At 66.5% G+C, this 19737-nt stretch carries 17 protein-coding genes; 13 read left to right on the forward strand and 4 right to left on the reverse strand.

The window, feature by feature from the left end; all coding sequences use genetic code 11:
* Window positions 1–67 precede the first annotated feature (67 nt).
* Window positions 68–817, reverse strand: coding sequence for a helix-turn-helix domain-containing protein (locus tag ACFJI2_RS15805; protein WP_377700888.1), 750 nt, complete (start codon window positions 815–817; stop codon window positions 68–70).
* A 112-nt stretch (window positions 818–929) separates the two neighbouring features.
* Between ACFJI2_RS15805 and ACFJI2_RS15810 the strand changes: the two genes are divergently transcribed.
* From ACFJI2_RS15810 to ACFJI2_RS15845, 8 genes are all read left to right on the forward strand, one after another.
* Window positions 930–1862 (forward strand): 4-hydroxyproline epimerase, encoded by a 933-nt coding sequence (locus ACFJI2_RS15810; protein ID WP_377700889.1) that lies wholly within the window; start codon window positions 930–932, stop codon window positions 1860–1862.
* Complete coding sequence (locus ACFJI2_RS15815) at window positions 1859–3028, forward strand: NAD(P)/FAD-dependent oxidoreductase (RefSeq protein WP_377700890.1); 1170 nt, start codon at window positions 1859–1861, stop codon at window positions 3026–3028. Before ACFJI2_RS15810 ends, ACFJI2_RS15815 begins: the two co-directional genes overlap by 4 nt.
* Before the next feature lie 178 nt (window positions 3029–3206).
* Window positions 3207–3407: a 2Fe-2S iron-sulfur cluster-binding protein gene (locus tag ACFJI2_RS15820; RefSeq protein ID WP_377705849.1), complete on the forward strand. Its 201-nt coding sequence runs from the start codon at window positions 3207–3209 to the stop codon at window positions 3405–3407.
* The gene (locus tag ACFJI2_RS15825; RefSeq protein ID WP_377700891.1) at window positions 3404–4678 is read left to right on the forward strand and encodes an FAD-dependent oxidoreductase; all 1275 of its coding nucleotides are present in this window, start codon (window positions 3404–3406) and stop codon (window positions 4676–4678) included. The genes ACFJI2_RS15820 and ACFJI2_RS15825 overlap by 4 nt, the downstream gene beginning before the upstream one ends.
* Window positions 4679–4693: 15 nt before the next feature.
* Window positions 4694–5605: a dihydrodipicolinate synthase family protein gene (locus tag ACFJI2_RS15830; RefSeq protein WP_377700892.1), complete on the forward strand. Its 912-nt coding sequence runs from the start codon at window positions 4694–4696 to the stop codon at window positions 5603–5605.
* Window positions 5606–5698: 93 nt separating this feature from the next.
* Window positions 5699–7417 (forward strand): PQQ-dependent sugar dehydrogenase, encoded by a 1719-nt coding sequence (locus tag ACFJI2_RS15835; RefSeq protein WP_377700893.1) that lies wholly within the window; start codon window positions 5699–5701, stop codon window positions 7415–7417.
* A 61-nt stretch (window positions 7418–7478) separates the two neighbouring features.
* The gene (locus ACFJI2_RS15840) at window positions 7479–7691 is read left to right on the forward strand and encodes a helix-turn-helix domain-containing protein (protein ID WP_107870324.1); all 213 of its coding nucleotides are present in this window, start codon (window positions 7479–7481) and stop codon (window positions 7689–7691) included.
* A 20-nt stretch (window positions 7692–7711) separates the two neighbouring features.
* On the forward strand, window positions 7712–8221 hold the full coding sequence (locus ACFJI2_RS15845) for a Clp protease N-terminal domain-containing protein (protein WP_377700894.1): 510 nt from the start codon (window positions 7712–7714) through the stop codon (window positions 8219–8221).
* A 117-nt stretch (window positions 8222–8338) separates the two neighbouring features.
* On the opposite strand, the gene ACFJI2_RS15850 is transcribed toward ACFJI2_RS15845, so the two are convergent.
* Window positions 8339–10279 carry a methyl-accepting chemotaxis protein gene (locus ACFJI2_RS15850; RefSeq protein ID WP_377700895.1) on the reverse strand — a complete coding sequence of 647 codons (1941 nt, stop codon included), beginning with the start codon at window positions 10277–10279 and terminating at the stop codon, window positions 8339–8341.
* 100 nt (window positions 10280–10379) lie between these two features.
* Window positions 10380–11291, reverse strand: coding sequence for a LysR family transcriptional regulator (locus ACFJI2_RS15855; protein WP_107870330.1), 912 nt, complete (start codon window positions 11289–11291; stop codon window positions 10380–10382).
* 127 nt (window positions 11292–11418) lie between these two features.
* Here ACFJI2_RS15855 and gcl point away from each other — a divergent pair, with 127 nt between their 5' ends.
* The 5 genes from gcl to pyk all read left to right on the forward strand — a co-directional run bounded on the left by gcl (window position 11419) and on the right by pyk (window position 17710).
* A complete protein-coding gene (gene gcl, locus ACFJI2_RS15860) occupies window positions 11419–13161 on the forward strand; it encodes a glyoxylate carboligase (RefSeq protein ID WP_377700896.1) in 1743 nt (580 codons plus the stop codon).
* 10 nt (window positions 13162–13171) lie between these two features.
* Window positions 13172–13951 (forward strand): hydroxypyruvate isomerase, encoded by a 780-nt coding sequence (gene hyi / locus ACFJI2_RS15865; RefSeq protein WP_377700898.1) that lies wholly within the window; start codon window positions 13172–13174, stop codon window positions 13949–13951.
* A gap of 27 nt (window positions 13952–13978) precedes the next feature.
* The gene (locus ACFJI2_RS15870) at window positions 13979–14866 is read left to right on the forward strand and encodes a 2-hydroxy-3-oxopropionate reductase (protein ID WP_107979089.1); all 888 of its coding nucleotides are present in this window, start codon (window positions 13979–13981) and stop codon (window positions 14864–14866) included.
* 130 nt (window positions 14867–14996) lie between these two features.
* Window positions 14997–16265 carry a glycerate kinase gene (locus ACFJI2_RS15875; protein WP_377700899.1) on the forward strand — a complete coding sequence of 423 codons (1269 nt, stop codon included), beginning with the start codon at window positions 14997–14999 and terminating at the stop codon, window positions 16263–16265.
* A gap of 23 nt (window positions 16266–16288) precedes the next feature.
* On the forward strand, window positions 16289–17710 hold the full coding sequence (pyk, locus tag ACFJI2_RS15880; protein ID WP_377700900.1) for a pyruvate kinase: 1422 nt from the start codon (window positions 16289–16291) through the stop codon (window positions 17708–17710).
* Window positions 17711–17741: 31 nt separating this feature from the next.
* Here pyk and acs read toward each other — a convergent pair whose 3' ends face one another.
* Complete coding sequence (gene acs / locus ACFJI2_RS15885) at window positions 17742–19724, reverse strand: acetate--CoA ligase (protein WP_377705850.1); 1983 nt, start codon at window positions 19722–19724, stop codon at window positions 17742–17744.
* Window positions 19725–19737: the final 13 nt, after the last annotated feature.

Below are 19737 nucleotides of genomic sequence, written 5' to 3' on the forward strand. Positions count from 1 at the left end.
TACGGCTGGCGCCTAATCCGCCCTACGGCCCGACGTCACGTGACGGCACGTGACGGCGTAGGGCGGATTAGCGCAGCGTAATCCGCCGATACTGCGTCGGCGTCACCCCAACGGTGGCCCGGAACTGGCGGGTGAAGGCACTGTGATCGCCATAGCCGCAAGCCAGGGCAATCTCCGCCACGCTGCCCTCCCCCGCCAGCATGCGCGACGCCGCGTCCAGCCGGGTCTTGATGATGACCTGGCGCGGCGTGAGCTGGTAGATGCGCAAAAAATAGCGTTCCAGCTGCGCCACCGACATATTCGCGGTGCGCGCCAGCTCCGGTAGCGGCAAGGGCTGATCGTAGCGTTCCTGTATCAGCCGCGCTGCCGCCGCCACCTTCTGGTAGGCCGAATTCTTCCTGTCCTCCATTGCCAGGTCGCGCGAAATGCCGGTCAGCCCCACGATGACGCCCGATGCGTCGCGCAACGCCATCTTGCGGGTCAGGCACCAGCCCGGGTCGCGGTTCGGGTACAGGTGCAATTCCAGCTGATCCGCGATCTCCGTCCCGCCTGCCAGCACCGCCTCGTCCTGCGCCAGGTAATTCTGGCCGAAAGGCCGCGCGAACACCTCCGCCGAGGTGCGCCCCAGCAGCGCATCCTTGTGCTTCAAGCCGCATCGCTTGACCAGGGTCTGGTTCACCACCACGTAGCGGCCCTGCGCATCCTTCACGAAAAACACCACGTCCGGCAGCGCGTCGAACAACGGCTCGGCAAAGAACACGTCGGCGATGTTTGCGCCCAGTGCCAGGCGGGCGCCTCCCTTTTTAGCGGTATCCATGGCCACATTCTCGCACGAGGCGCCGCCGGCGGGCAGCGATTGTGCCGATTTCGTCATCTTTGATGCGCAGCGCCCGCAAGACGCTGCGCCGTGGAAGGCATATGATTTCGGTATGAAAACCATCTCCATTATCGATTCCCATACCGGCGGCGAACCGACCCGCCTGGTTACCGCCGGCGGGCCGGAACTCGGCAGCGGGCCGCTGAATGAGCGCCTCGAACTGCTGCGCCGCGAGCATGACAACTTCCGCTCCGCCGTGGTGTGCGAGCCGCGCGGCTCGGACGTACTGGTGGGGGCGCTGCTGTGCGACCCGCATGCGCCGGATTGTGCAGCAGGCGTCATCTTCTTCAACAACGTGGGCTATCTCGGCATGTGCGGGCATGGCACCATTGGGCTGGTGGCGTCGCTGGCCTATATGGGCCGCATCGGCGCCGGCAGGCACCGCATCGATACGCCGGTGGGCGTGGTGGAAGCCGAGCTGCACGCGGACGGCAGCGTCACCGTGGAAAACGTGGCGGCTTACCGCGCGCAGCACCAGGTGACTGTGCAGGTGCCGGGCCACGGCAGCGTAACGGGCGACGTGGCCTGGGGCGGCAACTGGTTCTTCCTGGTGGCGGACCATGGCATGGAGCTGCACGTGTCCAATGCGGGCGCGCTGACTGCGTTCACGTCGGCCGTGCGCAAGGCCCTGGCCGCAGCGGGCGTTACCGGCTCGGACGGCGCGGAGATCGACCATATCGAGCTGTTTGCGCCCTCGCGCAGCGGCGCGGACAGCCAGAATTTCGTGCTTTGCCCCGGCAATGCATACGACCGCTCGCCATGCGGCACCGGCACCAGCGCGAAGCTGGCCTGCCTGGCGGCCGACGGCAAGCTGGCCGAAGGCGCGGTGTGGCGGCAGGAGAGCATCGTCGGCAGCGTGTTCGAGGGCTCCTACCGCTACGACGGCGGCAAGCTGATTCCGAGCATACGCGGCCAGGCATGGGTGAACTCGCGGGCCACGCTGATACTCGATCCGTCGGACCCGCTGGTGTGGGGCATACGGTGACTTTCGTTCCCCAGCCTGGCGGCGTGCCGGACGTGCTGATCGTCGGCGCGGGCATCATCGGCGCGGCTTGCGCGGATGCGCTGTCGGCGCGCGGTTTGAGCGTGACGGTGGTCGAGCAGGAGGTTGTTGGCTCGGGGGCGACGGCGGCGGGCATGGGGCATCTGGTGGTCATGGATGACAACGAGGCTGAACTGGCGTTGTCGGCGTGGTCGCTGGAACTGTGGCGCAGATTTGTGGGCGATCAGCCTGCACGGCATGAGTACAGCCGGTGCGGCACCATCTGGGTGGCTGCGGACGACGAGGAAATGGCCGCAGCGCGCGTCAAGGCGCAGACCATGGCGGCGCACGGCCTGCCGTGCCGGATGCTGGATGCGCGCGAGCTGTACGAACGCGAACCGCAGCTGCGCCCCGGGTTGGCGGGCGGCTTGCTGGTGGACGGCGACGGGCTGGTCTACCCGCCCAAAAGCGCCCGCATCCTGATGGACCGCGCCATCGCACGCGGCGCCAAGCTGGTTAGCGGCACCGTCCAGCGCATCGGAGGCTGCGGTGGCGAGGGCGCGGGCGGCAACTGCGTCGTCCTGGCGGATGGCACGCGCCTGCAGGCCGGCCGCATCGTGCTGGCTGCGGGATCGCGCTCGTCGGCGCTGCTGGCGGAGCTGCCGGTGGAGCCGAAAAAGGGCCACGTCGCCATCACCGACCGCTATCCCGGCTTCATCCGCCACCAGCTGGTGGAACTGGGCTACATCAAGAGCGCCCACGCCGCCAGCGGCGACTCGGTGGCATTCAACCTGCAGCCCCGCCCCACCGGCCAGATCCTGATCGGCTCGTCGCGCCAATTCGGCACCACCGACCTCGCCGTGGACCACGCCACGATGGCCCGCATGCTGCGCCACGCCGCCGCCTTCACGCCCGCCCTGGCCGGCATGAACGTGCTGCGCTGCTGGACCGGCCTGCGCGCCGCCAGCCCGGACGGCTTGCCCATTATCGGCCCGCACCCCGCACGCCCCGGCCTGTGGCTGGCCACCGGCCACGAAGGCCTCGGCATCACCACCTCGCTCGCCACCGCCCAACTGCTGGCCGCGCAGATGCTGGACGAAGCCGCCGCCATCCCCGCAGCGCCCTATCTGCCGAGCCGCTTTGCGCAAATGAGGACCGCCCATGCCTGAGCTGATCAGCCTTTCGATAGATGGCCAGACGGTCACGGTTCCGGCCGGCAGCAGCGTGGTGGCCGCAGTCGCCGCCGCCGTGCGCACCACGGCCGCCAATCCGCCGGCCTCCGCGCCGGCCTCCGCGCCGGCCTCCGCGCCGGCCGGGCGAGCCGATTCTCCCTCTGCGGCACTGGCGATGCGCGCCGCTGCGCATGCTGCCGGCGCCGCCGTAACCCGCCGCTCGGTCAGCGGCATGCTGCGCGGCCCCTTGTGCGGCATGGGCGTCTGCCACGAATGCCGCGTGACGATAGACGGCCGCGCCCACCAACTGGCCTGCCAGACGCTGTGCGCGCCCAATATGCAGGTGCGAACCGCACTCGTGGAGGACGCGGCATGACCCAGTCTGGCGGCAAGCTGTTCGACATCCTCATCATCGGCGCGGGACCGGCCGGGCTGGCGGCGGCGCATGCGGCAGCGGCGGCAGCGCCCAGCGCCAGCATCGGCGTAGTGGACGACAATCCGCTGGCCGGCGGCCAGATCTGGCGCGGCGGCGCGGACCGGCAGCCGGACCAGCGCGCACGCGAACTGTGGAGGGCTTTGCAGGCGGCGCCCAACGTCAGCTTCATGCACCAGCATCGCGTGCTGTACGCGCCTGCGACGGGCCAGTTGCTCGTGCAATCGCCCGCCAGCGCCGTCCTGCTACACTACCAGCGCCTGATCATCGCCACCGGCGCGCGCGAGCTGCTGCTGCCCTTCCCCGGCTGGACGCTGCCTGGCGTGACCGGCGCGGGCGGCCTGCAGGCGCTCGCCAAGGGCGGCTATCCGGTGGCGGGCAAGCGCGTTGTGGTCGCGGGGTCCGGGCCGTTGCTGCTGGCCGTCGCTGCGACGCTGGCGGAGCGCGGCGCGCACGTCGTCGCCATCGCAGAGCAGGCGGCCACACCGCAACTGGTGCGCTTCGCATTGGGCTTGCTCGCCACGCCGTCCAAGATAGCGCAGGCGCTGCAACTACGTGCCGCCTTGCGAGGCGTTCCTTACCTCCGTAATAGCTACGTCACTGCGGCCAGCGGCGACGCATGCCTGCGCAGCGTCACGCTGCAGCGCGGCGGCGGAACGCAGACCATCGCCTGCGACTACCTGGCATGCGGCTACGGCCTGGTCCCCAACCCCGAGCTGGCGATAGCCCTCGGCTGCGCCGTCGCGCCAGGCAGCCAGGCGGTGCAGACCGACACCTGGCAGCAGACCACCGTCCCCGGCATCTACTGCGCCGGAGAAGGCACCGGCGTGGGCGGCGTGGACAAGGCGCTGGCGGAGGGCCGCATCGCAGGCCTGGCCGCCGCCGGCCGGCAGGACCTCGCCCTTCCCCATATCAGCGCCCGCAGCCGCTGGCAGGCATTCGCGCGCCGCCTCGCGCGCGCCTTTGCCCTGCGCCCCGAAATCCACGCACTGGCAGACGACGACACCATCGTCTGCCGCTGCGAAGACGTTTGCCATGGCGAGCTGCGCCAGCACCACAGCTGGCGCAGTGCCAAGCTTCACACCCGCTGCGGCATGGGCCCTTGCCAGGGCCGTATCTGCGGCAGCGCCACCGCCACCCTCTACGGCTGGCGGCCCGAATCGGTACGCGTTCCGATTACACCGGCACGCGTCGATAGCATCATCCACTCATAACCACAGGAGATCAGTATGAGCGCAGCAAAATGGCAGGGCATATTCCCGGCAGTGACCACCAAGTTCCACCCCAACGAGGAACTCGACCACGCCGAGATGGAAAAGCACTTCGAATTCCAGATCCAGAACGGCGTGCACGGCCTGGTCACCTGCGGTTCGCTGGGCGAAGCCAGCACCCTCTCCTTCGAGGAGAAGCTGGCCGTGACCAAGACTGCCATCAAGGTGAGCAGCGGCCGCGTGCCGGTGCTGGCCAACGTGAGCGAAACCCGCACCGCCAACGCCATCCGCTTCGTTGAGCAGGCGCGCGAACTGGGCGTGGACGGCTTCATGGTGATGCCGTCGGTGCTGTACGCGGCCGACGCGCGCGAAGCCAAGGACAATCTGCGCACCATTGCGGCCGCCGCCAAGCTGCCCATCATGGTGTACAACAACCCGGTCACCTACAAGGTGGACCTGACGCCGGAAGACTTCCAGGAATTGTCGGACTGCGAGCATATCGTCGCCATCAAGGAGTCCACCGACAACATCCGCCGCATCACCGACCTGCGCAACGCAGTGGGCACGCGCTACCAGCTGTTCATGGGCGTGGACGACCTGTCCTTCGAGGGCCTGGCTGTCGGCGCGGACGGCCTGCTGGCCGGCCTGGTGGTGGCCTTCCCGGCAGAAACCGTTGCGCTGTACAAGCTGATGAAGGCCAAGCGCTACGACGATGCGCTCAAGCTGTACCAGTGGTTCATGCCGCTGCTGCACCTGGACGTGTCCACCAAGCTGGTACAGAACCTCAAACTCGTGGAAATGCTGGCCGGCGTAGGCAACGAGAACGTGCGCCGTCCGCGCCAGCCGCTGCAAGGCGCCGAGCGCGAGAAGGTGACCGCCATCGTGCAAAAGGCGCTGGCCACCCGTCCGGACCTGAGCCGCCTGTTCTGATCATATTCTTGACTAAAGCCTTGCCGCACATAGGCGAGGCAGCAGAATTATGAAATGATGGCCAATCCATACTGAACCGGAGAGAGCCAAGCCATGCCGTCCCACACCGCCACCAGGCTTGCCTTCTCCGTTCTGGTCATGCCGCTGACCATGCACGCTTACGGGGCCGCACCCGATGGCCAGCGCATTTTCAAGAACAACTGCGCCATGTGCCATTCGGTGTCGCCCGACATGGCCGCGCTGGCCGGCCCGCCGCTGTTCAACCTGATCGGCCGCAAAATCGGCGGCGCCGCCGGCTTCGCCTATTCCGCAGCACTGACCACCCTGGGCAACAAGGGCAGACAGTGGACCGGGCAGGAGCTGGACCTCTTCCTGAAAGACCCCGCTTCCTACGCACCAGGCACCGCCATGCCCGTCGCCGTGACGCAGCCGGATGAGCGCCGCGCGCTGACGGCCTACCTGGCGTCCGTGAAGGGCAAAGCTGTGCAGGCGGCGTCCGCTGCACCTGCGCCTGCAGCTGCACCTGCGCCGGCACAGAACCGGACCGCATCCGCAGAGGAGCACTGGAGCGACGACAAGCCCGGACGCATCCACGAAGTGCGCGTGGCGGACCTGCCGCCGCCGTTCGCCAGCGCCAGCGCCGGCAACAGCCCGCGCACCGTGCCACGGCCGGCAGGCATGCAGCCGTCCGTGCCGGACAACTTCGCCGTCAACCTGTGGGCCACCGATCCGGACCGGGGCCGGGTGATGGCCAAGGCGCCGAACGGCGACATCTTCATTTCATCGACCACGAAACGGCTCATCAAGGTCTTCCGCTCCTCGACCGGCGAAAAGGCCGACACGGTGACGGTGTTCGCCTCCGACCTGAACCGCCCCTTCGGCTTCGCGTTCTGGCCGGCGGGACCGAGTCCGCAATACCTGTACGTGGCGAACGTGGATTCGATCGTCCGCTTCCCCTACCGCAACGGCGACCTGGTGGCGAGCGCGCCGCCGGAGGTGGTTGTCCCCACGCTTACCGCGGAAACAGGCAGCCATTCGTCGCGCACGCTGGTGTTCTCGGCGGACGGCAAGACCATGTATTTGTCCATCGGCTCGGCCTCCAACGTGGCGGAGGGGATAGGCGCAACGCCGCCGGAGCCGCTGGCGCAATGGGAGGCCAAGCACGGCCTGGGCGCGGCCTGGGGCACGGAGCTGGACCGCGCCCTGGTGCTGGCCTTCGATGCGGACGGCAGGAACAAGCGCACCTTCGCCACCGGCCTGCGCAACTGCGTGGGCATGTACCTGTATCCGCGCACGGGCGATCTGCTGTGCAGCGTGAACGAGCGCGACATGCTGGGCGATAACCTGCCGCCCGACTATCTCACGCGCGTCAAGGCCGGCGCCCATTACGGCTGGCCGTGGCACTACATCGGCAGCCACGAGGAGCCGCGCCTGCAAGGGCACCGGCCGGACCTCAAGGCCAAGGTCACGCCGCCGGACGTGCTGCTCACCGCGCACTCCGCGCCGCTCGGCATGGTCATGTACCAGGCGCCCGGCACGGCGAAAGCGGCCTTCCCGGCCGGCTATGAGGGCGACCTGTTCCTGGCCCTGCACGGTTCATGGAACCGCGCCACGCGCACCGGCTCCAAAGTCGTCCGCGTGTTCATGAAGGATGGCGTGCCGACCGGGAAGTACCAGGACTTCATGACCGGCTTTGTCGTCAGCGACAAGGAGGTATGGGGACGCCCGTCTTCCGTCGTCGTGCGGGACGACGGTTCGCTGCTGGTGGACGATGACGTAACGGGCGAGATCTGGCGCGTGGCGCCGAAATAGCCTCGGCACGCGCTCGTCAACTTGGGTTGACAGCTCCGGCTTTGTCAACTAAAGTTGACGCATGCCTGATCTCCACACACTCACTCTTCCGGAAGAACCATCCGATGCGCTGGCCGCAGTGGTAGCCCTGCGCGCGATGGCCGATCAACTCGAGCGCAAGGCGGTCAGGCAAGCCATCGAGGATGGCTGGACATGGGCTCAGGTTGCGGAGGCGCTCGGCGTCTCCAGGCAAGCCGCGCACAAGAAGCACGCGGGCAGCCTGGCGCGGGATTGATCGACTTCAGGAGGCTTTCGATGTTTGCCAAGGTTAAGCAGCGGTTGCAGGATATGGGTACGGTTAAGCGTCTATGCGAGGGCGCGGAAGGAGCGGCGCGCCGGGCGGGGCAGGAGCTGCCGGGGGCGGAGCATTATGTGCTGTCGGCGCTGGAGCTGGATGAGGGGTCGGCAAGACGGGTGTTTGCCCGGCTGGGGATGGACGCGGATACCTACCGCACCGTGCTGGCCGGGCTGCATGCGGAGGCGCTGAGGAAGGTGGGCATTGACGCGGGCGGGCTCGGGCAGCCGATGCCTGCCGGGGGCAAGCCGGCCGCCTTGTTTGATTCGCAGCCGTCGGGGCAGGCGCTGATGCGGGTGCTGCCGGAAGTGGCGAAGCGGTCGGCGGCGCCGCTGTGCGGCGCGCATGTGCTGCTGGTGGCGGCGGGCATGCAGCATAGCCTGGCGGGGCGGGCGCTGCGGGGGATGGGTGTGGAACCCGCCACGCTGGTGCGGGCGGCTGAGGAGGAATTGGGCGCCACGTTTGCCTGAAACCGGTGGGGCGCGGGCGGCGCCGGCGGGTTACGGCCGGGGCGTTGCCCCGGTCTAACCCGCCCTACGTGTAACATGTAACATGCAGCGTAACGTGGCCGCAACGGGGCGCTGGGGTTAGCGCAGCGCGAGGGCGGTGCCGGGGCTGCGGGCTGGGGCGGAAGCGGGGGCGGGAGCGCCGCTGCCGGTTTCGTCGAGCTTGAAGATGCCGACTACCTGGTCGAGCCGCGCGGCCTGCTCTTGCAGCGATTGCGCGGCGGCGGCGGCTTGCTCCACCAGCGCGGCGTTCTGCTGCGTGGCGTCGTCCATCTGGATGATGGACTGGTTGACCTGGCCGATGCCGTCGCTCTGCTCGTGGCTGGCCGAGGTGATTTCCACCATCAGCGTGGCCACGTGCTGCACCGAGGCGACGATCTCCGTCATGGCGGCGCCTGCGGTGTCGGCCAGCTTGCCGCCCGCTTCCACCTTGCCCACCGAATCGACGATCAGCTCCTTGATCTCCTTGGCAGCAGCGGCCGAACGCTGCGCCAGGTTGCGCACTTCGGACGCCACCACCGCAAAGCCGCGCCCCTGCTCGCCGGCGCGCGCCGCTTCCACTGCCGCATTCAGTGCCAGGATATTGGTCTGGAAGGCGATGCCGTCGATCACGCCGATAATGTCCGACATCTTGCGCGAGCTTTCGGTGATCTCGCCCATCATGTCCACCACCTGCGTCACCACCGTGCCGCCTTTCACTGCGGCCGACGTGGTGGCCGACACCAGCTTGTTGGCCTCTTCCGCGTTGGCGGTGTTCTGCTTCACGGTGGAGGTCAATTGCTCCATCGCCGCCGCGGTTTCCTCCAGGTTGGAGGCCTGGTGTTCGGTACGCGCGGACAGGTCGAAATTGCCGGTGGCGATTTCGCTCGATGCGCTGGCGATCAGGTGTGTACTGTCGCGCACCTTGAGGATGGTGCCGTTCAGCGACGAGACAAAGCGGTTGAAGGCCGACGCCAGCGCGCCGATTTCGTCCTCGGACTCGACCGGCATGCGGCGGCTCAAGTCGCCGTCGCCGCTGGCGATATCGCCCAGCATTTCGGCTGCGCGCATCACCGGCGCGGCAATCGCGCGGGCAATCAGGTAGATGGCGAACAGGCCGATGCCGCCGCCCACCAGCGCCGCGATCAGCGAGGAGATGGTGGCCGAGCGTACGATATTGCCCAGCACTTCGGCTTCGGGCACTTCAGCAACCACGTACAGGTTCAACTCCGGAATGAAGGACGAGGCCGCGAACTGCGTGCCCCCGGCGCCCTTGTACGTGCCGTGCGCGAACTTCTCGCCGCTCAGCAGCGTCTTGCTCAGCTCCGGCGTGAAGCCCGGCACGTCTTTCAGCAGATGCTTGCCGTCCGCCAGCGCCGGGTCGCGGTGCACCACCAGCGTGCCGTTGGCGCGCACCAGGTACACGAAGCCGGACTTGCCCAGCTTGTAGGCGCGGATGGTTTGCGCCAGCGAATTGACGCTCAGGCCCAGGCCGGCCACGCCCAGTTTGCCGTTGGCCGTCTGCACGCGGGTATTAATGAACAGCATATAGCTGTCCGCGCTCACGTCCTTGTCCAGGTCCAGCGTATAGGGCTTGCCGCTGTTCAGGAAGTCGTAGAACCACTGGTCGCTGGCCTTGTCCTTGCTCAGCGTACGGTCGTAGCCCTTGTCGACGAAATATTTGCCGGTGCTGTGCGACACCCAGAACACGGTGGCCGCCTGGTTCTTGGCCTTGAGCTGCTGCGCGTACTTTTGCCAGGCCGGCACGCCCTCGTCCGGCACGCCCGCCTCCTCCCAGTCGTGCAGGAAGGTGTTGTTGGCCAGCGTCAGCGAGACCGACAGCGGCTGGGCGATCTGGCGCAGGATGTCGTTGCGGATCTCACCGATTTGCGCCGGCAGCTCCTGCTGCACCACGCGCTCGCGGCTGTTCTGGCTGCTCATGACGATGCTGAGCGTGGAAGAAATGATGATGAACAGGAGCAGGCAAAGGCCCATGCTCAGCATGAGCTTGTTTTTGATCGACAGCCGGCTTAACAATGGCATATGAACTCTCCGCGGATATGAATGAGCGCCGTCTTTGCGCGGCGCTGTGAGCAGCATTTCAGTGTACCTACAACCGTTTCCCGGTCAAAACCATTTTCCACTATCTGTTGCGTGTCCAGTACCCTGGTTGCGCATATACCGCCTTTAACTCATCTATAAAGAAACGGATCTTGGCAGGAAGGTGCCTTTGCTGTAGATAAACGGCCATGATGTCGTAATCCGGCAGTGCGAAGTCGTCCAGCACCGTGATCAGGCTGCCCTCGGCCAGTTGCGCCTGGATCTCCCAGGTGGAGCGCCACGCCAGGCCCAGGCCTTCACAGGCCCAGCGGTGCAGCAATTCGCCGTCGTTGCAGTCCAGGTTGCCCTGCACCTTGATGGTCACCGGCTTGCCGCCCTGCTGGAAATACCAGCCGCGCTGCTGCCCGCCCTGCAGGTTAAACGCCAGGCAGTTGTGGTGCGCCAGGTCGTCCAGCGTGCGCGGAATGCCGTGGCGGTCGAAGTAATCCGGCGTGCCGCAGACAACACGGCGGTTCTTGGCCAGCTTGACCGCCACGAAGCTGGGGTCGATCACGCCGCCGATGCGGATGCCCAGATCGTACCCCTCGCGCACCAGGTCGATCACCTGGTCGGTGAGGTTGAAGGACACTTGCACGTCCGGGTTGGCCGCCAGGAAGGCTGGCGCGTGCGGTGCAACATGCTGGCGCCCGAACGAGGCCGGCGCGGACACGATCAGGTGGCCCGTGGCCTTGTGCCGCCCTTCCGAGATATTGCGCTCCGCCACCTCGAAATCCGACAGCAGCTTGCGGCAGTCGTCGAGGAAGACATTGCCCTGCTCGGTGAGCGTCAGGTGGCGCGTGGTGCGGTGCATCAGTTTCACGCCCAGACGCTTCTCCAGCGCGTCGATGCGGCGACCCAGCATCACCGGCGTGATGTTCTGCACCAGCGCCGCGCGCGCCAGGCTGCCCTTCTCCACCACCGCCACGAAAGCTTCAATTTGTTTGAGTTTATCCATCCGAACATTATTCCATACTCAGAGTATCGAATAAACCGATATTTTGTTGTCTTATCAAGCGAGGAGATCGCCTATAGCATACAAAACATCAACAACGGTATTTGCACATACACACAAGGAGAACACCATGGCAAAGATGACGGCAGCCGAAGCGGCGGTCCACGTACTGCAAAAAGAAGGCATCTCGGTCGCATTCGGCGTACCGGGCGCAGCCATCAATCCCCTGTACGCGGCGCTGAAAAAGAATGGCAGCATCAAGCACATCCTTGGCCGTCACGTCGAAGGCGCTTCGCACATGGCTGAAGGATACACCCGCGCCGCCGCCGGCAATATCGGCGTGTGCATCGGCACCTCCGGCCCGGCCGGCACGGACATGATCACCGGCCTGTACTCGGCCCAGGCGGACTCGATTCCCATCCTGTGCATTACCGGCCAGGCGCCTCGCGCCCGCATGCACAAGGAAGACTTCCAGGCGGTCGACATCTCGTCCATCGCCAAGCCGGTCACCAAGATGGCCACCACCGTGCTGGAGCCGGCCCAGGTGCCGCGCGTGTTCCAGCAAGCCTTCCACCTGATGCGCTCCGGCCGTCCGGGTCCGGTGCTGATCGACCTGCCGTTCGACGTGATGATGGCACAGATCGAGTTCGATCCTGACACCTACACCCCGATGGAGGTGTACAAGCCGCGCGCCTCGCGCGCCCAGGTGGAAAAGGCGCTGGGCATGCTGAACGACGCCGACAAGCCTTTGATCACCGCCGGCGGCGGCATCATCAACGCCAATGCGTCCGCGCTGTTGCAGGAGTTCGCCGAAATCGTCAACGTGCCTGTCATCCCTACCCTGATGGGCTGGGGCACCATTCCCGACGACCACCCGCTGATGGCCGGCATGGCCGGCCTGCAGACCTCGCACCGCTACGGCAACGCCACCGTGCTGGCGTCCGACTTCATGATCGGCATCGGCAACCGCTGGGCCAACCGCCACACCGGCTCGGTGGACGTGTTCACCGCCGACCGCACCTTCGTCCACGTGGACATCGAACCGACCCAGATCGGCCGCGTGTTCGGCCCCGACCTGGGCATCGTTTCCGACGCCGGCTACGCGCTGGAACTGTTCGTGGCAGTGGCCAAGGAATGGAAAGCCGCCGGCAAGCTGAAGGACCGCACCGGCTGGGTACACCAGTGCCAGGAACGCAAGCGCACCATGCTGCGCAAGACCCACTACGACGAGGTGCCGGTCAAGCCGCTGCGCGTGTACGAAGAAATGAACAACTACTTCGGCCGCAATACCCGCTACGTGTCCGCCATCGGCCTGTCGCAAATCGCCGCCGCGCAGTTCCTGCACGTGTACCAGCCGCGCAACTGGATCAACTGCGGCCAGGCCGGTCCGCTGGGCTGGACCATCCCTGCCGCGCTGGGTGTCCGGGCTTCCGATCCGACCAGCGACATCGTCGCAATCTCGGGCGACTACGACTTCCAGTTCCTGATCGAAGAGCTGGCCGTGGGCGCGCAATTCAAGCTGCCTTACATCCACGTACTGGTGAATAACAGCTACCTGGGCCTGATCCGCCAGTCGCAGCGCGGCTTCGACATGGACTACTGCGTGCAGCTGGCCTTCGAGAACGTGAACGCGCCGGAACTGAACGGCTACGGCGTGGACCACGTGGCCGTGGTGGAAGGCCTGGGCTGCAAGGCGATCCGCGTGCACAAGCCGGACGACATCATCCCCGCGTTCGAAAAGGCGCGCGAACTGATGGCGCAATTCAGCGTGCCGGTGGTGGTGGAGATCATCCTGGAGCGCGTGACCAACATCGCCATGGGCACCGAGATCAACGCCATCAATGAATTCAACGACATCCTGGATGTCGCGTAAGGAGCAGACCATGCCTAAATTCGCAGCCAACCTCACCATGCTGTTCAACGAACTGCACTTCCTGGACCGCTTCGGCGCCGCCTCGCGCGCCGGCTTCAAGGGCGTGGAGTTCCTGTTCCCCTACGACTTCGAAGCGGAACAGCTGTCCGAGAAACTGCACCAGTTCCAGCTGGAGATGGTGCTGCACAACCTGCCGGCCGGCCAGTGGGCCAGCGGCGAGCGCGGCATCGCCTGCCATCCGGACCGGGTGGCCGAGTTCGAGCACGGCGTGGAGAACGCGCTGCGCTACGCGAAAGCACTGGGCACGCAGCGCATCAACTGCCTGGTCGGCATCCTGCCGCCCAACGTGGAACGCGCCAGGGCGCAGGACACGCTGGTGAAAAACCTGAAGTTCGCGGCCGCCGCGCTGAAGAAAGCCGGTATCCCGCTGCTGATCGAACCGATCAACACCTTCGACATCCCGGGCTTCTTCCTGTCGGGCACCCGCCAGGGCCTGGAGCTGATCGAAGCGGTGGGTTCGGACAACCTGTTCCTGCAGTACGACATCTACCACATGCAGCGCATGGAAGGCGAACTGGCGAACACCATCAAGGCCAACCAGTCCGTCATCAAACACATCCAGCTGGCGGACAACCCGGGCCGCTTCGAACCGGGCACGGGCGAGATCAACTACCGCTACCTGCTGAACTACCTGGACCAGATCGGCTACGACGGCTGGGTGGGCTGCGAATACAAGCCGCAAAACGGCACCGAAGAAGGCCTGGGCTGGATTGAAAAGCTGGCCGCGTAATTTTAAAAACCACTAGGAGAACATAGCATGGCAAACCTCGGATTCATCGGACTGGGCATCATGGGCGCCCCTATGGCCGGCCACCTGCAGGCCGGCGGCCACAAGCTGTACCTGCACGACATCAAAAACCCGCCGGCCAACCTGATCGACGGCGGCGCCACCGTGTGCACTTCGGCCGCCGAAGTGGCCAAGCGCGCCGACATCATCTTCCTGATGGTGCCGGACACCCCGCACGTGGAAGAAGCGCTGTTCGCCGAAAACGGCGTGGCAGCAGGCCTCACGGCGGGCAAGATCGTGGTCGACATGAGCTCCATTTCGCCCATCGCCACCAAGGAGTTCGCCAAGAAGATCAACAAGAAGAGCTGCGCCTACCTGGACGCGCCGGTGTCCGGCGGCGAAGTCGGCGCCAAGGCGGCCTCGCTGACCATCATGGTGGGCGGCCCGGCAGAAGCGTTTGACACTGTCAAGCCGCTGTTCGACCTGATGGGCAAGAACATCACCCTGGTCGGCGGCAACGGCGACGGCCAGACCACCAAGGTGGCCAACCAGATCATCGTGGCGCTGAACATCCAGGCCGTGGCAGAAGCGCTGCTGTTCGCCTCCAAGGCCGGCGCAGACCCTGCCAAGGTGCGCGAAGCGCTGATGGGCGGCTTCGCCTCCTCGCGCATCCTGGAAGTGCACGGCGAGCGCATGGTCAAGCGCGCCTTCAACCCGGGCTTCCGCATCCAGCTGCACCAGAAGGATTTGAACCTGGCCCTGCAAGGCGCCAAGCAGCTGGGCGTATCGCTGCCCAACACCGCCGCCACCCAGGAACTGATGAACGCCTGCGCCGCCAACGGCCTGTCGGGCCTCGACCACTCCGCGCTGTGCCAGGCCATCGAGCTGATGTCCAACCATAAGATCGCGCAGGGTTGATGCCATGGCGGGTTACGGCGTTCCGCCTAACCCGCCCTACGCAATCGACATCCTGTAGGGCGGGTTAGCGCGCAGCGCGTAACCCGCCAGCTCCGCCCGAAACAGAATCAACGAAGAAAGAAGCCCCATCATGTCCGTTCCAGACCCTCGCCAGTTCTTGCTCGACCTGTACAACGCGGCCATCAGCGCCGTCCATCCGCGCACGCTGCTCCAGGAATTCCTGCCGCAGCCTCCCGTCAACGGCAAGACCCTCGTCATCGGCGCAGGCAAAGGCGCGGCGGCGATGGCGGAAGCGGTGGAGCGCAACTGGAACGGCCCCTTGTCCGGCCTGGTGGTCACCCGCTACGGCCACGGCGCCAGGACCGAACAGATCGAAGTGGTGGAAGCGTCCCACCCGGTGCCCGACGAAGCCGGCCAGAAGGCCGCCGCGCGCATGCTGGAGATGGTGCAAGGCCTCACCGAGAACGACCTGGTGCTGTGCCTGATCTCCGGCGGCGGCTCCGCCCTGCTCGCGCTGCCCGCCGAAGGCATCACCCTGGCCGAGAAACAGGCCCTGAACAAGGCCCTGCTGCGCAGCGGCGCCACCATCGGCGAAATGAACTGCGTGCGCAAGCACCTGTCCGCCATCAAGGGCGGCCGCCTGGCGCTGGCCTGCGGCAAGGCCCGCGTGGTCACGCTGCTGATCTCCGACGTGCCGGGCGACGACCCGCGCGTGATCGCCAGCGGCCCCACGCTGCAGGACGCCACCACCAGCGCCGAAGCGCTCGCCATCCTGCGCAAGTACAAGATCGAGATCCCGCAAAGCGTGCACGCGCATCTCGAATCGCCCGCCAGCGAAACGCCCAAGCCGGGCGACCCGCGCTTCGAGCGCAACAGCCACTACGTGATCGCCACCGCGCAGGACGCGCTGGAGGCGGCCGCCGAGAAGGCGCGCGACGCCGGCATCACGCCCTACATCCTGTCCGACGGCATTGAAGGCGAAGCGCGCGACATCGGCCTGATGCACGCCGCCCTGGCGCGCCAGGTCATCGCACGCAGCCAGCCCTTCCAGCGTCCCTGCGTCATCCTGTCCGGCGGCGAAACCACGGTGACCGTGCGCGGCAACGGCCGTGGCGGGCGCAACGTGGAATTCCTGCTCAGCCTCGCGCTGGCCCTGGAGTCCGCGCCCGGCGTGCATGCCATCGCCTGCGACACCGACGGCATCGACGGTTCCGAAGACAACGCCGGCGCGCTGTACGCGCCGGGCACGCTGGCCCGCGCCGAAGCGAAAGGCGTGAGCGGCAAGGCGCTGCTGGCCAACAACGACGCCTACAGCTTCTTCAGCGCGCTGGACGACCTGGTGGTGAGCGGCCCGACCCGCACCAACGTCAACGACTTCCGCGCCATCCTCATCCTGTAGTATCCACAAAAAGAGACCAAACCATGCGCCGTGAACGTAAAGCCAAAATAGTGGCCACCCTGGGTCCAGCCAGCTCCGAACGCAGCACCATCAAGGCGCTGTTCGAAGCAGGCGCCGACGTATTCCGCTTCAACTTCAGCCACGGCAGCCACGCCGACCACCGGCGCCGCCACGATATCGTGCGCGACATCGAACAGGAACTGGGCCGCCCGATCGCCATCCTGGCCGACCTGCAAGGCCCCAAGCTGCGCATCGGCCAGTTCAGCGGCGGCAAGGTCAGCGTGCAGGCCGGCGCGGAGTTCGTGCTGGACCAGAATCCCGACCAGGGCGACGCCACGCGCGTGTGCCTGCCCCATCCCGAACTGTTCGCCGCCGTGACGGCCGGCCAATCCCTGCTGCTGGACGACGGCAAGATCCGTTTGGAAGTACTGGCCAGCAGCGACACAGCCATCCGCACCCGCGTGGTCAACAGCGGCGTGCTGTCGGACCGCAAGGGGGTGAACGTGCCGGACGCGGTGCTGCCGATTCCGGCGCTGACCGTCAAGGACCGCCAGGACCTGGAATTCGCGCTCGACCTGGGCGTGGACTGGATTGCGCTGTCCTTCGTGCAGCGTCCCGAGGACGTGAAGGAAGCGCAGGCCATCGTCCAGGGCCGCGCCGGCGTGCTGTCCAAGCTGGAGAAGCCGGCCGCGCTGGACCGGCTGGAAGAAATCGTCGCCGCGTCGGACGCGGTGATGGTGGCGCGCGGCGACCTGGGCGTGGAACTGCCGCCCGAGCGCGTGCCCGGCGTGCAGAAGCGCATCGTGCGCATGTGCCGCAAGCACGGCAAGCCGGTGGTGGTGGCAACGCAAATGCTGGAGTCCATGGTCAGCGCCCCGGTGCCGACCCGCGCCGAAGCGTCCGACGTCGCCAATGCCATCTACGAAGGCGCGGACGCGGTGATGCTGTCGGCCGAATCGGCCAGCGGCGCCTACCCGGTGCAGGCGGTCGCCATCATGAACCGCATCATCTCGGAAGTGGAGCGTGATCCATCGTACCAGGCGCTGATCGACGCCCAGCATGAAGCGCCGCTGCCAACCAAGGGCGACGCCATCTGCGCCGCGCTGCGCGACGTGACGCAGATTATCGGCGTGGTGGCCACCGTCACCTACACCACCTCCGGCCACAGCAGCCTGCGCGCCGCGCGCGAGCGGCCGGCGGCGCCCATCGTCAGCATCACGCCCAACCGCGACACCGCGCGCCGCCTGGCGCTGGCCTGGGGCGTGCACAGCACCATCAGCCCGGACGTGCACAGCGTGGACGAAATGGTTGCCGCCGCCTGCCGCACCGCGCTGCGCGAAGGCTTCGTCAAGGTCGGCGACCAGATCGCCATCGCGGCCGGCACGCCGTTCGGCCAGCCGGGCACCACCAACCTGCTGCGCCTGGCCGAGATCTGGCCGCAGTAATCCGCTCCGGATTGCCGGAGGCCGCCGCCGCTCAGGCGACGTCCTTCAGCTGGTCGAGGATGGCGGGATTTTCCAGCGTGGAGACATCCTGCGCCACCGTCTCCCCCTTGGCCAGCACCCGCAGCAGGCGGCGCATGATCTTGCCCGAACGCGTCTTGGGCAGGTTATCGCCGAAGCGGATCTCTTTCGGCTTGGCGATCGGGCCGATCTCTTTGCCCACCCAGTTGCGCAGCTCCAGCGCCAGCTTGCGTGCCTCTTCCCCGGTCGGGCGGGCCTGCTTCAGCACCACGAAGGCGCAGATCGATTCGCCCGTCGTATCGTCCGGCTTGCCCACCACGGCCGCTTCGGCGACCAGCGGGTTCGCCACCAGCGCGGATTCGATTTCCATCGTGCCCATGCGGTGCCCCGACACGTTCAGCACATCGTCGATGCGGCCGGTGATGGTGAAGTAGCCGGTGTCCTTGTCCCGTATGGCGCCATCGCCCGCCAGGTAGTAGCGCCCGCCCAGCTCCTCGGGGAAGTAGCTGGCCTTGTAGCGCTCCGGGTTGTTCCAGATGGTGCGTATCATCGACGGCCACGGGCGCTTGACCACCAGGATGCCGCCCTCCCCATCCGGCACGTCCTGCCCGGCTTCGTCCACGATGGCGGCCATGATGCCCGGTAGCGGCAAGGTGCAGGCACCCGGCACCAGCGTCGTGGCGCCCGGCAGCGGTGCGATCATGTGGCCTCCCGTTTCGGTCTGCCAGAACGTGTCCGCAATGGGGCAGCGCTCGTGGCCAACGTTCTTGTAGTACCACATCCAGGCCTCGGGATTAATCGGCTCGCCCACTGTGCCGAGCAGGCGCAGCGAACTGAGGTCGTAGTTCTTCGGATGGACTGCCGGATCGACGTCAGCGGCCTTGATCAGCGAGCGGATCGCTGTCGGCGCGGTGTAGAAGATGCTGACGCCGTGGCGCGCGATAGTCTGCCAGAAGCGCCCGGCATCCGGATAGGTTGGCACGCCTTCAAAGATCACCTGCGTGGCGCCGACGGCAGTCGGGCCGTAGGCAATGTAGCTGTGGCCCGTGACCCAGCCGATGTCGGCGGTGCACCAGTACACGTCGGATGGTTTGATATCGAAGGTCCATTTCATCGTCAGCGCGGCCCACAGCAGGTAGCCGGCGGACGAGTGCTGCACGCCTTTCGGGGTGCCGGTGGAGCCGGAGGTGTAGAGGATGAACAGCGGGTGCTCCGCTTCCACCCATTCCGGTTCGCAGTCGGCGGACTGGCCGTCCACCAGTTCGTGCAGCCAGATGTCGCGGCCCGCCACGTGCGATACGTCGCCGCCGGTGCGCTGGTAGACGATGACGTCCTTGATGGTGTCGCAGCCGCCCATGGCCAGCGCTTCGTCGACGATGGATTTGAGCGGCAGGCGCTTGCCGCCGCGCTGCTGTTCGTCGGCGGTGATCACGGCCACGGCGCCGGCGTCGATGATGCGCTCCTGCAGGGACTTGGCGGAGAAGCCGCCGAACACCACCGAGTGCGTGGCGCCGATGCGCGCGCAGGCCTGCATGGCGGCCACGCCTTCAACCGACATGCTCATGTAGATAATGACGCGGTCGCCCTTCTTGATGCCGCGCGACTTCAGGCCGTTGGCGAACTTGCACACCTTTTCGTGCAGCTGCTTGTAGGTGACGTTGGTGACGGCGCCGTCGTCCGCTTCGAAGATGATGGCGATCTTGTCGGCGTTGCCGTTTTCAAGGTTGCGGTCCAGGCAGTTGTAGGACACGTTCAGTTTGCCCTCTTCGAACCATTTGTAGAATGGGGCGTCGTCTTCGTTCATCGTGCGCGTGAACGGCACTTTCCAGTCGAGGTTTTCGCGCGCCAGGCGCGCCCAGTACCCTTCGTAGTCGCGTTCAGCCTCGCCGCAGAGGGCAAGGTAGGCTTGCATGCCTGGCACGTTCGCTTGCGACGTGAACGCCGCAGGCGGCGGGAAGCTGCGCTCTTCGCGCGCATTGATGTCGTTCTCAGCCATGTTGATCTCCTTG

The organism is Pseudoduganella sp. UC29_71 (assembly GCF_042693265.1).
Lineage (GTDB): Bacteria > Pseudomonadota > Gammaproteobacteria > Burkholderiales > Burkholderiaceae_D > Rugamonas.